The organism is Seonamhaeicola sp. ABD4_175, from assembly GCF_056160885.1.
Window position 1 is genome coordinate 712,481 of record NZ_JBSWYC010000002.1, and the last position, 13,940, is coordinate 726,420.

General features: G+C 32.6%; 14 protein-coding genes. 9 read left to right on the forward strand and 5 right to left on the reverse strand.

Annotation, left to right across the window (positions count from 1 at the left end; genetic code table 11):
* Positions 1–49 precede the first annotated feature (49 nt).
* The 9 genes from ACXAG4_RS09465 (at position 50) to ACXAG4_RS09505 (ending at position 11,009) form a co-directional block, all read left to right on the forward strand.
* A complete protein-coding gene (locus tag ACXAG4_RS09465; protein ID WP_475295834.1) occupies positions 50–3,502 on the forward strand; it encodes a PPi-type phosphoenolpyruvate carboxykinase family protein in 3,453 nt (1,150 codons plus the stop codon).
* Between the two features lie 127 nt (positions 3,503–3,629).
* Entirely contained in the window at positions 3,630–4,202 is a 573-nt protein-coding gene (locus ACXAG4_RS09470) for a Crp/Fnr family transcriptional regulator (RefSeq protein ID WP_475295835.1), read from the forward strand.
* Between the two features lie 124 nt (positions 4,203–4,326).
* Positions 4,327–4,815 (forward strand): GlcG/HbpS family heme-binding protein, encoded by a 489-nt coding sequence (locus ACXAG4_RS09475; RefSeq protein ID WP_475295836.1) that lies wholly within the window; start codon positions 4,327–4,329, stop codon positions 4,813–4,815.
* Positions 4,816–4,841: 26 nt separating this feature from the next.
* Complete coding sequence (locus ACXAG4_RS09480; protein ID WP_475295837.1) at positions 4,842–6,368, forward strand: Dabb family protein; 1,527 nt, start codon at positions 4,842–4,844, stop codon at positions 6,366–6,368.
* A gap of 108 nt (positions 6,369–6,476) precedes the next feature.
* Complete coding sequence (locus tag ACXAG4_RS09485) at positions 6,477–7,643, forward strand: carbohydrate porin (protein WP_475295838.1); 1,167 nt, start codon at positions 6,477–6,479, stop codon at positions 7,641–7,643.
* Between the two features lie 67 nt (positions 7,644–7,710).
* Complete coding sequence (locus ACXAG4_RS09490) at positions 7,711–8,427, forward strand: 3-ketoacyl-ACP reductase (protein WP_475295839.1); 717 nt, start codon at positions 7,711–7,713, stop codon at positions 8,425–8,427.
* Positions 8,428–8,526: 99 nt separating this feature from the next.
* Positions 8,527–9,282: an SGNH/GDSL hydrolase family protein gene (locus ACXAG4_RS09495; RefSeq protein WP_475295840.1), complete on the forward strand. Its 756-nt coding sequence runs from the start codon at positions 8,527–8,529 to the stop codon at positions 9,280–9,282.
* A 33-nt stretch (positions 9,283–9,315) separates the two neighbouring features.
* Positions 9,316–10,212, forward strand: a complete 897-nt coding sequence (locus ACXAG4_RS09500; protein ID WP_475295841.1) for a metallophosphoesterase — start codon at positions 9,316–9,318, stop codon at positions 10,210–10,212.
* A gap of 2 nt (positions 10,213–10,214) precedes the next feature.
* On the forward strand, positions 10,215–11,009 hold the full coding sequence (locus ACXAG4_RS09505) for a DUF1853 family protein (protein WP_475295842.1): 795 nt from the start codon (positions 10,215–10,217) through the stop codon (positions 11,007–11,009).
* A gap of 38 nt (positions 11,010–11,047) precedes the next feature.
* Here ACXAG4_RS09505 and ACXAG4_RS09510 read toward each other — a convergent pair whose 3' ends face one another.
* The 5 genes from ACXAG4_RS09510 to ACXAG4_RS09530 form a co-directional block, all read right to left on the reverse strand.
* Positions 11,048–11,554, reverse strand: a complete 507-nt coding sequence (locus tag ACXAG4_RS09510; RefSeq protein ID WP_475295843.1) for a ferritin — start codon at positions 11,552–11,554, stop codon at positions 11,048–11,050.
* Positions 11,555–11,641: 87 nt separating this feature from the next.
* Complete coding sequence (locus ACXAG4_RS09515) at positions 11,642–11,938, reverse strand: hypothetical protein (RefSeq protein ID WP_475295844.1); 297 nt, start codon at positions 11,936–11,938, stop codon at positions 11,642–11,644.
* A gap of 70 nt (positions 11,939–12,008) precedes the next feature.
* Positions 12,009–12,338 (reverse strand): 2Fe-2S iron-sulfur cluster-binding family protein, encoded by a 330-nt coding sequence (locus ACXAG4_RS09520; RefSeq protein ID WP_475295845.1) that lies wholly within the window; start codon positions 12,336–12,338, stop codon positions 12,009–12,011.
* A gap of 160 nt (positions 12,339–12,498) precedes the next feature.
* The gene (locus ACXAG4_RS09525) at positions 12,499–12,741 is read right to left on the reverse strand and encodes a NifU family protein (protein WP_147134793.1); all 243 of its coding nucleotides are present in this window, start codon (positions 12,739–12,741) and stop codon (positions 12,499–12,501) included.
* A gap of 4 nt (positions 12,742–12,745) precedes the next feature.
* A complete protein-coding gene (locus ACXAG4_RS09530; RefSeq protein WP_475295846.1) occupies positions 12,746–13,882 on the reverse strand; it encodes an Mrp/NBP35 family ATP-binding protein in 1,137 nt (378 codons plus the stop codon).
* Positions 13,883–13,940: the final 58 nt, after the last annotated feature.

Below are 13,940 nucleotides of genomic sequence, written 5' to 3' on the forward strand. Positions count from 1 at the left end.
CTTTGTTAACACAATAACCAACTGCATACAGTTAGTAAAGTTAGAACTTATGGAAAAATTACGAAAAGACATTGTTCAATCTATAAATTTAAAGTTAGCTGCTATTGGGCAACCAACTTTTAAAGATGACGAAGGTAGTAAAGAAACGTTTAGCGACCCTAAATTTGATGAGTTAACTACCGGATTAATAATGAGTATAAGAGAGAAGTCCAGACTTCTAGCAAACCATCTTTCTCCTGCTGATGCAAGAATTCAAAACTTTATAGATGATTATTTAAAAGACATCCCTTTTAATAAAACATACAAGTTACCAAATGATACGCTTATACTTTCTAAAAAAGGACAAGCAAGAGAAGCTAGTTTACCTGCAAACGGCAACTCTTTTGTAAGTGATTTAGTAACATCTAAAAGGCTTAAACAAGGTATTTTAAATAATCCTTTACATGATAAGCGAACAACAAAAGGCACATTCCACATTGTTGAAGGCCCATTACCTGTACCTTTAGACAAAAAAGAAGTTCCAAAAATTGTTTTTGCTCACTTTATTAATGCGGCATTTAATGCACCCGATAATTTAAAAGCTCTACCATTTACATCATTACAAAAAGAGCAAGCTAAAGTAATGGTGTCTATGTTATTAAGACCCGTTGTTTGCCCAGAAGTAAAAGGTGTTATTGAAGAAAAATCATTAGAAGTACGCTTTTTTGCTCCAGGTAACTTAGTAAGTAATTTAGATTTTGTTGAAAACATTTTTGGTAATGCCGGAGACCCAAGTTTAGCGCACAATGATGCAGCTTTAGATACAGAACATTGGACAGGCCACACAGGATGTATAATTTTAGCACCACATTTAAAATCTTTAAAAAAGAAAGATGTTGGGCTACCACATTACAATGATGCTACCGAGCGCCAACGTAAAGACGGTATGTGCTACCAAGATGAAAATGAACTTTATAATGATGGCGGCGCCTTTAAATTAACCTGTAGAGATGAACGCGGTGTTGTAGTTACACTTATTGCTGATAATTACTACGGCTACTCAAAAAAAGAAATAAAAACCCAAATAAGCTACTCTGCTAATCTTTATGGCTTAGTTGAAGAAGAGCATGCTGGTGGTGCTATTGCTTATGCAAGACGTATTATGGGTGATACCGTTAACGGACAAGATTATATTGATAACTATGGATTAGACCACACCTTTGAAGATGTTAAATCTCTTTTAGCTGATAAAATTGAGGTAAAACCAGGAAATTATGCCATAGATAAAAAATACCCAAACGTTATTTATGTACCTGAAACGGCTTACTTCAACATAAATAAAAATAATATTAGCTGGAAACATAATGGCAAAAAACAAAAATTAACATTATCGCCGTTTAAAACCTACGTGCACCCATCGGGTAATAAATTACGTTTAGAAAAACACCCGTCAATAAATTTATGGCGTATGGTTGAAACATACCCTGAAGGTGTATTTTGCCACAAACCCTGTACAGTATCTGGTGGTGGTAAATCAGAGATTTCAAAATCTATGCAAAACGCCATTACGTATAGCTCTTTCAACATTCATGATATTGAAGAAGACTTTAAAAAGGCCGATGAAATTATAGAGTTTGATTATTCAACTAGATGGAAAGTAAAAGACCCTAACCGCCCAAAATCACGTTCATTCTTAAGTGAAAAACGCACATTAGGTTCAGTGGTTAAATTACTAACACCTTCTGAAGAAAACTCTGATGAATTTAATGAGTGGTTAAAAAATATACCTGTTCACGTACGCTCTTTAGTGCTTTTTGTTAAACGTTTATTTAGGCAAGCACATGGTGCCGATTTAAATTGGAAAGACATGATGACTGTTGAAATTATAAACGGCGTAAAAGGCACCAAATTAATTTACAACAACACACCTGTAGTTGGTAGTTACGTACGTATTGGTTTTAATCAACAAGGCAATTGGATGTTAAATAAACTACGATCTGATTTTTCAGCAAGTGAAAAAATTCAAACTGAAGATGATATTTCAGCATCAATAACGCTTCCTAGAAATCAGTTTAAAAACTTAAATCCGGAGTATAACAATCAAAGCTTTAAAGTGCTTACTAACTGTGAAGCACACCTTTTCCAAAGACCAGATGAGGCCATTGTAAGAGGTTATGATAAAGGTGCTGAATTAGATATTATTTCAAATGGCAGATTTTTAACCAATTACGAAATGTTAACTAAAAAAGATGCCATTGCCATTTATGAAGACACAATAAATTACGATAAATACACACAACCTGTTAAAGATTTCATTTTAGAAATTGTTAATAGTGAAGATGAGAATATACAGTTTGTACTACCATCGCACCCAAGAATTATTGAAGATGGTTTACCAACAAAAAACCCTCGTTACCTAGAACCTAACAGGTTTTTTAACGAAACAGAAGCATCATACATTGCAGATATTGGCGTGCGCTTACACCGTAAAGTTAAGCCACAAGACCCAGTAATACATGTTGTAAATGCGGTGTTACCGGGTAGAAGAAACAATCCGGTTGATAAAGAAGCTGGTATTAGACCACTAGCTGTTTACAACCCTATTCACTACCAAGAAACACCAGAATTGTTTATGGATTTTGTTTGTAGTTTAACAGGTAAGTCTCCTTCAACAACCGGAGCGGGTTCTGAAGGAGCGCTTACTAAAGCACCTTTTAATATGCTTACACCAACTACAGATTTAAATAACGCGCTTCTATCACATATTTTAACAGAATCTAACGGCTTTAGTACCGCTGCAGGATATGTGGGTGCCGAAAATAAAATAGACCACGATGTGAGTTTATTAATACCCGAAATTTGGGCAAGAATGACACCTGCAGATAGAGATCCTAAAAACTTAATTGCCAATGGTTCTTTAGAAAAACTTGAAGATTTTGAATACCAAGGCAAAAAGGTATTAGCAAGCAGACTAGGTTACAGAATAACAAGAAAATTCGATTTATTATGTTTAAATAGAATTTTTGATGAACCTACCGCTGTATTTAGTGAACGTATGTTAAAACCAGAATTACAAGGAATGGAAGACTACGTTGATGGTATTAATAACATAGTTGAAGCACAACAAAAAGTAGCCTTAAATTATTTTGAAGATGGTAGCGTTGAAGCAGCTATACCACCACTAAAAATACTATTACACATTATGGCTTACGGCAATTATGAAGGTAAAGATATTAGCAACCCAGAATTACGAAAATACTTTACAAGAGATTATGTTTTAAATAGTAATTGGTATAAAGAACGCTTAAAAATTAAACAACAAAAAGATTTAGCGTACTACCAATCTCAAATTACATACTTAGAAACCTTTATATCTGAACCTAATAATAGCAAATTAGTAGAAGAAATGAACATTAATAACAAATTAGAAACCACTAAAAAGTTATATGAAAACGCAAAAACTAATGCGTATTTAGAAAGCTTAGTGGGTACTATTGGAACAGACCCACTATTTAAAAAGTAGTTTATTTCATTTTAAGCGTAAAAGCGTTTCGCATTTATAAATTATAAATGTTGAAACGCTTTTTTTATTAAATTTTAGTTTGTCATTTTAAAACAATATTTTAGGCTTTTGTTTTACAATAGTTAAAATGGTTTTAAACGCACTAAAAGAACATATTAAAAAAAATATTGAAATTTCTAATGCCGATTTAGAAACTATTTGCAGTTATTTCAAACCAAAATCTATTCAAAAAAAAGATTTTCTACTCACACAAGGTAATATTTACAAATACGAAGGCTTTGTAATTAATGGGTGCTTTAGGGTTTTCTCTATTGATAAAAAGGGTAATGAAAACACGCTATATTTTGCCGCTAAAGATTGGTGGTTAATGGATATTGATAGTTTTATGAACCAAAAACCTTCAAACTTAAATATGCAAGCTCTTGAAGATAGTGAAGTGTTATTAATAAACCGAACAGATAAATTAACACTCTATAAAACACTTCCGGTGGTTGAAAAGTTATTCCGTATCATGTCACAAAAAGCGCTTGTAGCATGGCAACGCAGGTTAATTCGCAACCAATGCGAAACAGCTAAAGAACGCTATCTATATTTTTCTAACACCTACCCTAACATTGCCTCTAAACTAACCGACAAACAAATTGCTAGTTATTTGGGCATTACCCACGAATTTTTAAGTAAAATAAAAAAACAATCATAGTTTTAAAAAATTATCTAAAATTCAACCTAACAAATTCAGCGCTATTTTTTTCTACTATTGAACTTGTTCAACAATTTTCACCTAACAGTTTTTAATTTTTGTGTTTTCAAACAAAACAACAATTATGAACACACTAAAAAAACTAAACTTTTGTATAATTACACTTGTAATTACACTATTTTCTTGCGCATTAGAAGCACAAATAACCAATGATATTACTGATGACGAAGCTTTAAAAGCTCTTTTAGCTGCCAAAGCCAAAGCCGAAGCAGATAACGTACTTGTAAACATAGCTGTTGTAGACGCCGGAGCAAACCTAAAATCATTTATAAGAATGGATGAATCTTACCTAGGTAGTATTGATGTAGCTATTAAAAAAGCTAAAACAGCACGTTATTTCAATATAGACACAGGAAAATTAGGTGAACTTACCCAACCTGGTGGTATTATTTATAATATTGAATTAACTAATAATGGTTTGGTATCTTTTCCCGGAGGTATTCCTATAAAAAATAAAAATGGCAAAATTATTGGGGCCATTGGTGTAAGCGGCGGCACTATAGAACAAGACAGAGAAATAGCAACCGTAGGCGCTCAAGCTATTTTAAATTAATTACTTTTGATAAACAACTAGACATTATGAATACCATAAAAAACCTTGCATTACTATTTACGCTTTTAATAGCCCAATTAAGCTTAGGTCAAAACAACAACAACCTAATGCTTTACAGACAAGATTTTAAAAATATAGCTGGTAAAAATACCGTTTCTGTAACTAGCTACGAAAAAAACGGTAAACACCTTGTATTTGTTGGTGGCGCAGGAAATGTAGATGTATTTAGCCTAGATAAAGAGGGCGTACTTACACCTGTTAGCAACCACAAGCTTTACAAAGAAAAAGGTCCTGCAAGAGGTATGGTAGCTGATAATATTGGAGGTAATGATTTCCTATTTGTAGCCAATAAATTTGGTAACGTTGTTGAAACCTTCAAGATTTTAGATAATGGTTCTTTAGAACGTGCTGCTATGGTAGAAGATACTGAAGACACACACCTTGCTGTTGGTATTACACTGCAAGTGGTGCATATGAAAAAGACATCTTATTTATTTGTAGGCGGACTTGAAAGAACAACTCCTGGTCTTACTTGCTTTAAAATTAATAACGACGGTAGCTTAACACATGTGCAGTCCATGAAAGATACTGATGAGTTACACACTGATGGAATTATTGGCATGTATACCGTTAAAATTAAAGGAAAAACCTATTTATATACCAGCGGTTTTCAAGATAATGGGGTAAGTAGCTTTAGAGTCTATGAAAACGGTAAATTCAAAAACGTAAATAATATTCATGACAACACAACAGATAGATATCTAACAGGAGCATACCCTGTAACTGGCGTTACTTTAGGCAACAATAATTATGTTCTTGTGGGGCACAGACACCATAAATATTACACAAGAGGTGGATTTATTAAAAACCCAGATTTTACATATCATGGAGATGGCGTAAGTGTATTTAAATTAAATAATAGAGGTGCACTTGTACCGCACTTTGTTTTAAAAGACGATGAAACTAATAAATTACAAGGGCAAACAAGAATTGAATTAGTGTCTAGCAACGGAAAAGAAGCCATTTTTGCTGTTGGAACCAGAGATGATGAAGCCATACAACTATGTAAATTAAACGAAGATGGTATTTTAAGTTCTATTAACTATTTAGAAACTGGCTTTTCAATTTACTATGGTTTAAGATCTCATAAAATTGGTGATGATAATTTCCTAATTGCAGGATCTAACAGGTTTGATTTTGGTAAAGCAGTATCTTATAAAATTGCTCCTAAAATAAATAGAGGCAATAAGGTTATTAAACACATTGTACATCTAAAATATAAAGATGAAGCCTCAGAAAAAGAAGTAAATGCTGCCGTACAAGCTTTTGTAAATCTTCAAAATGAAATACCTTCTATTTCTGCTTTTGAATGGGGAGAAAACGATAGTACCGAAAGACACGACAAAGGCTTAACACACTCCTTTGTTATTACCTTTAAAAACGAACACGCAAGAGAACAGTATTTATTTCATAAAGCACATCTTAATTTAATTAATAAATACGCACACCTTTTTGCTGATGCTGTAGTGATGGATTATTGGACAGAACAGTAATAATTCCAAAAGAAAAAATAAAAATGTTTAATTGTTGGCATTAAACGTCAAGAATACTTCAATAATTCTTGGCGTTTAAGGTCTTCAAATAAAATATTCATGTGTAAAATGAAGAAGTTTATTTTACTATGCTTTCTAATTTCATCATTTTCAGTAATACCTCAAGAAAATAATAAAAATACCAAACAAGTTAAGCTAAGTTTAACCGATGGTGTTTATCCTTTTTTGCATTACGCATCTACCGCTGCTGCAAATATTTATGGAGGCATAGAACAAGAAGCAAGTTACTCTGGGCAATTGTATACCGGTGTTACTTTAGATTTTGAAAAATTACTAAAATGGAAGGGTACTCGCGGAAAAATTTCTATGATAAACCGCCATGGTAAAGGGCTTGCAAATGAAGTAGGCTCAGTATTTGAACCTTTAAATCTTGTGGGCGGGCAAAACACATTTTTATATGATTTAAGTATTGAAAAAGATTTTGGAGATAAATTCTCTTGGAAAATAGGGCGCACAACAACTGTTGACGATTTTTCTGTTTCAAAATGGTATTTTTATTCTATAAGTAATACCATAAATGGTGTTATTAGAGCGCTTTTATTAGATGGGCAAACAACAACCTTTCCTTTTGCTACTTGGGGCACAAGGTTTAAATACAAACCAAACACCAAACATCAATTTCAACTAGGGGTTTACCAGTTAAGCAAAACTGTTTTTGATGATACTAAAAATGGTTTAGATTTTGCGTTTAGAGCAACAGATGACACATCTGTATTTTTACAATATGATTGGTTTGGAGAAATTTCAAACCGTAAAACTAGAGCTTACATTGGTGCTAACCAGGTTTTTGGAAACTTATCAAATTTAGATTCCAACAGTATCACTAAATATTTTCTACGCTTATATGGGCACATTGATGTAAATTTAACCAACATTATAAATGCATTTTTAACAATGGCTTATACACCACATGGTGCTGTTGCAAAATTACCTTTTCAATCTAGTTTTGGTTTAAATTGTAAAGGGCCAATAAAGTCTAGAATTGATGATAGAATACTATTCTTTGCTACCTTTGGGGCATTTAGCAATGAATGGGCAGCTGTACAAAACCATAATTCACTTTCACCTGAAATGGTTTTAGAGTTGGGTTATCGTTTTCAAATTACCAACTATTTTGTATTACAACCTGCCATACAATACAGTATTTGCCCTGGTGGTACTGGCACAATTAATAACGCCGTTATTCCAGGTATTTGGATAGAGGCTAGCTTTTAAATATTTTGATATTGCTAACTTTGTACACATAAGTAAAGCATTAAAACATAACTATAAACACAAAAAAATGAGTGATTTAAAAAATAAAAAAGCCATTATAACTGGAGGCGGAAGAGGTTTAGGCAAAGCAACAGCCATAGCCTTTGCTAAAGAAGGAGTAGATGTGGCCATTACTGGCAGAAACGAATCTGTTTTAAAAGAAACAGTAAACGAGCTAGAAAGCTTTGGCATTAAGGCCATTTATTCAGTTTTTGATGTTGGTAATTATAACGCTGTTAAAACCAGCATTAAAGATATAATTACGCGTTTAGGTGGCGTAAATATTCTGGTTAATAACGCAGGTATTGCCGCCATTGGTTCGTTTATTGAAATGCCTGTTGAACAATGGGAACAAACTATTCAAACAAACGTAATGGGCATGTATTATGTTACCAAAGAGGTTTTACCTCATTTAATAGATAATAATGAAGGTGATATTTTTAATGTAGCCTCTACAGCTGGTTTAAATGGCAACCCTAATATTTCGGCATATTCTGCATCAAAATTTGCGGTAATTGGCATGTCTGAATCTTTAATGAAAGAAGTAAGAAAAAACAATATTAGAGTTATTACTTTAACACCAAGCACCATAGAATCAGACATGACCATTGGTTTAGGTATGTTAGAAAAAGGTTCTGAAAATGTGCTACAACCAGAAGATTTTGCGCAACTCATAATATCGGGTTTAAAGTTACCACGAAGAGCCATGTTAAAAACAGCTGCTTTATGGACCACCAATCCGTAATAAACATCTAAATTTTAATGTATTAAGAAGCGCTTCAACATTGAAGCGCTTTTTTTAATTACAAACATCAATTTCAAAAATTGTATCTTTAAAAGAAAAATGATTTTGAAAAAACTACTCAAATACGTTATGTTTTCTGGCGTATTTTACCTTGGCTGTTCTTCTTCAGATGTTAAAAATGAAAACACAACCCAAGTTGAAAAAGAAGAAATAATTGAAACTACTCCAGAGAACACACCCGATAGCGTTATAAAAATACTATCGTTAGGTGATAGTTATACCATAGGTGAAAGTGTTTGCAAAACCTGCCGTTTTCCAGAACAGCTAAAAGATAGCATTATTAAAAAAATTGGCAATAATGATGTTAATTTAAAAGTAATAGCCCAAACCGGCTGGACTACTTCTGCCTTAAAAAATGCTATTGCTAATGAAAATTTAGATGATAATTATAACTTGGTTACCCTTTTAATTGGCGTTAACAACCAATACCAACAGCAGCCTTTTAGTGTTTTTGAAAAAGAATTCCCAGAGCTTGTAAGCAACGCTATAACTTTGGCGCAACTAAAAAAAGATAAAGTAATTGTAGTTTCAATACCAGATTACGCTTACACACCCTTTGGTAATGGAAATTCAAGCATAAGTGAAGAAATAAATATGTACAATAATTTTATAGAACGTTACTGTAACCAATACGGTATAACCTATGTGTACATTACAGATATAACACGCGAAGGCCTTGAAAAACCAGAACTTGTTGCTAATGATGGTTTACATCCATCTACACTAGCATACAGCCAATTTGTTAGTTTTATTTTACCCGAAGCATTAGAAAAAATTGGATACACTACAAACTAATTATAACTATATTAGCTTAAAGTTTTAACTAGTATGTTTTCATCAAAAAAACGTTTAAACCACGCTTACAAAAACGCCAAAGTTGTAACGTTTAATAATACCAGTAAATACATTTTATTTAGTGATTGCCACCGTGGCGACAATAGTTTTGCTGATGATTTTGCTAACAACCGCAATATTTACTTTCACGCCTTAAAACATTATTATAACGAAGGTTTTAATTATTGTGAATTAGGTGATGGTGATGAGCTTTGGGAAAACCTATCGTTCTCATCAATTTTAAATGCACATAAAAATGTGTATATGCTTTTAAAGCAGTTTCACAAAGAAAACAGGCTGCATATGATTTGGGGAAACCACGATATGGTATACCGAAACCCCAACTACGTTAAAAAACATTTATCTACATATTTTGACCCAAAAATTGGAGAAAATGTTGAGCTATTTAAAAATATAACCTACAACGAAGCCATTGTTTTAAAACATGAAACCACCAAACAAGAATTATTTTTAACCCACGGGCATCAAGCCGATTGGTGGAACTTTTTATTTTGGAAATGGAGTCGTCTTTTAGTAAGAATACTTTGGAAACCCCTTAATGTTATGGGTATTGCAGACCCCACAAGTCCTGCTAAAAATTACACCGAATTAATTAAAGTTGAAAGGCGTGCAAAAAAATGGATAGCCCAAAACAACAATTTACTAACTATTTTTGGCCATACTCACCGCCCAAGATTTCCTGAACCCGGAGATATTGCTTTTTTTAATGACGGCAGCTGCGTTCACCCACGTAGCATTACAGGTTTAGAAATAGAAAATGGTGCTATTTCGTTAATTAAATGGCATATTGCAACTAAAGACGACGGCACTCTACAAATAGTTAGAACACTATTAGAAGGTCCTGTAAATTTAATTGATTACAGAACGTAAGTATGCTCCAAAAACGTTACGAAGGGTTTTTACAAACACCCGTTTTATGGAAAAATAAATCGGTTTTTAATTTAAAACAGTTTGACATTGAAACCCAATTTTCAAAAATTAATATTGAGGTAGATGAAACACTTCGTTTAGGCAAATATATTGAACGTTTTGTTTCTTTTGAACTATTGCAACAACCTGATATTTCAATAATAGCAGAAAACATTCAAATACAAAAAGATAAAATTACTTTAGGGGAAATAGATTGCTTGTTACTAAAAAAACAGCAACCCATTCATTTAGAAATTATTTATAAATTCTATTTATATGACGAAACCGTTGGACAAAATGAAATTGAGCACTTTATTGGCCCAAACAGAAAAGATACTTTAGTTGAAAAACTATTAAAACTTGAAAAAAAACAACTTCCGCTACTCTATTCAGATACTTGTAAACCGTATTTAGAAAACTTAGATTTAAATATTAATACTATTTTACAGTATGTTTATTTTAAAGCACAATTATTTTTGCCGTATAATAACCAAAACATACAACTTAAAACGTTAAACAATAATTGTATTGCGGGCTATTATATTAATACTAAAGATTTAGAAAATCTTTCAAATTGTAAATTCTATATACCAACAAAAAAAGATTGGTTAATAACACCTCACCCTAATGTAAACTGGAAAAACTACACTGCTTTTAAAACAAAGGCTCATAATTATTTTAACACGCAATTCTCTACACTTTGTTGGATTAAATTTAAAAACGGAAGCATAAAAAAAATGTTTCTAGTTTGGTGGTAAACTAGAAACATTTTTATGGTATTTTAATGTAAAGCCTGTTATTCTTTAGGTAGTCTTTCGTCAATCATTTTTAGTGGCATACCTTCCATTAAATCAAATACATCAATAATGCTTCTAAAGGTATCTTCTTCTTCAGATTGTTCGGTAATAAACCATTGTAAAAATACTTCTGTTATAAAATCATCAGCTTTTCTTGCTGCTTTAAATATTTTATAAATAGATTCTGTAACGGCTATTTCTTGCTCTAAACCAGTTTCATAGATAGCTCTTAAACTTTCAAAATCATTATTTACGTTGGTTACATTTGGTGAAATTGCTGCTCCGCCGTTATCATTAATAAATGTAAATATTTTCATGGCGTGTTCACGCTCTTCTTCAGCTTGCTTGTAAAAAAACGCTTTGCTATTTAATAGCTCACGTTGGTCACACCAAGAGGCCATGGCTAAATATGAAGCTGATGCTTTCATTTCCATAGCAATTTGATTATTTAGCATGTCCATAACATCTGTGTTAATAGACATTTGTTTTCTAACTATTGTATTCATACCTAATGTGCTTTTACACAAATTTACAATAAAAATGTGGTGTAAAAGAATGCAAACAAAATTTAAATAAAGTCTAAATAAATAGAATTAAGCTAGTACTGGCGCTTGAAAAAATACCGCAATTTGATCTTTTAGTTTTAATAACTGCGGAATTTCTAAAAAAAGCAAATGTTGCTTATCGGCTACAAAAAGTAAAACGAAGTTTTCGTTATCAATAATATTATTTAATGCATTATAAGTAGTTAATGCATTTATTTTACGCCTTAACTCAAGCATTTGCGGAAAGCTTAAGTGTATTACCTTATTTGGTGTAATTAAAGCATATTTACAAAAAGTAATATGCTGTATTTGATAACTGGTATGGGTGTTAACTACATTTTTCACAGGTGCAAATATAGCCTTTATTTAGAATAAATAAAAACAAAAATTATTTAAGTTTAAGCTTTGCCATTATTTAACTTTCAGGAGCAAGTTCAACAGCTAAACCATCCATTTCGGGTGTTATTTGTATTTGGCAGCCTAAACGGCTATTATCTTTTACATCAAAAGCTTCAGATAACATAGCCTCTTCATCATCACTCATTGGAGGTAAATCATTATCAGTTAGCACATAACATTGGCAAGATGCGCACATAGCCATACCACCACAAACACCAATGGTACCTTCGGGAGCTAACTCATATGAGCGAACAACTTCCATTAAATTCATGGCCATATCTGTTGGTGCAACTATATCATGCGTTACACCATCTCTATCTGTAATTTTTAAATTTACGTCTTGCATTATAAAGTGTTTACTGCCAAAGGCATATCATAATTTATGCCACAAATTTAGGTTAAGAAAATCATTTATCTAAATGTTTTCTCTACTAATTTAATAGGAATTAAAAAAATTGAAGATTTTATAAAAATAACATCACATTATTACAACATTTGCAGTAATGCTATGCACTTATATTAATTACTTGCTCTATTTGAGGCGCATACTTTTTTATAGTCATTTCTACACCCGATTTTAATGTCATTTGGTTAACACTACAACCAACGCATGCTCCTTGCAATTGTACTTTTACAAGTTTATCATCTTCTATTGATAAAAGCGAAATATCACCACCATCACTTTGTAAAAATGGGCGAATTTCATCTAATGCCTTTTCAACATTTAGTTTTAGTTCTTCTGAAGTCATTCTATTACTTTTTAACTGCCGAACAACCTGCCATGGTTGTTATTTTAATGGCTTCGGTTGGTGGTAAATTTTCGTTACGTGCTACTACTTCTTGCACTACATTTTGAGTTAATTTTTCAAAAGCTTGCTCTAAAACAGTAGCTGTTTGTAATGCTGCTGGCCTACCAACATCACCAGCTTCTCTTATGCTTTGCACCAATGGTAATTGCCCTAGAAATGGTACTTTTAAATCTTTGGCTAAATTTTTAGCACCTTCTTTTCCAAAGATATAGTATTTATTATCTGGCAATTCTTCTGGTGTAAAGTACGCCATATTTTCAATAATTCCTAAAACAGGCACCTGTATGCTATCTTGCTGAAACATTGCTACGCCTTTTTTAGCATCGGCTAAGGCAATATTTTGTGGTGTACTAACTACTACAGCTCCTGTAATTGGTAATGATTGCATGATGCTTAAATGTATATCACCTGTTCCTGGAGGTAAATCTAAAAGTAAGAAATCTAATTCTCCCCAATGCGCATCAAATATCATTTGATTTAATGCTTTGGCCGCCATTGGCCCACGCCATACAACAGCTTGATTTGGTTGTGTAAAAAACCCAATTGACAATACTTTTACTCCGTAATTTTCAATAGGTTTCATTTTAGATTTTCCTTCAACATTAACGGCTAGAGGTTTTTCAGCTTCAACATCAAACATAATAGGTATTGATGGTCCATAAATATCGGCATCTAAAACACCAACGTTAAAACCCATTTTTGCCAATGATACTGCAAGATTAGCTGTAACGGTAGATTTACCTACACCACCTTTACCTGAAGCTACTGCTACAATATTTTTAATACCAGGTATTGGCTTTCCTTTTATTACATTGGGTTTGGGTGTTGCAGGCGCATCAACTTTTACATTTACTTTTATTTTGGCTTTTTGGTAAACATGTTCATGTATTGCTTTTAAAATATCAACTTCAACACGTTTTTTTGCTTGTAAACTTGGGTTGTTAATTGTAATATCTACAACCACTTCATCACCAAAAGTTACCACGTTTTTTACGGCGCCACTTTCAACCATGTTTTGTCCTTCACCAGGTACCGTAATGCTCTCTAATGCTTTGTATATATCTTGCTTATTAAGCTTCATGTAATTATAATTTATTCTAATGTACAAAGGTAATGATTATAGGCTGAAGAAATGTTAC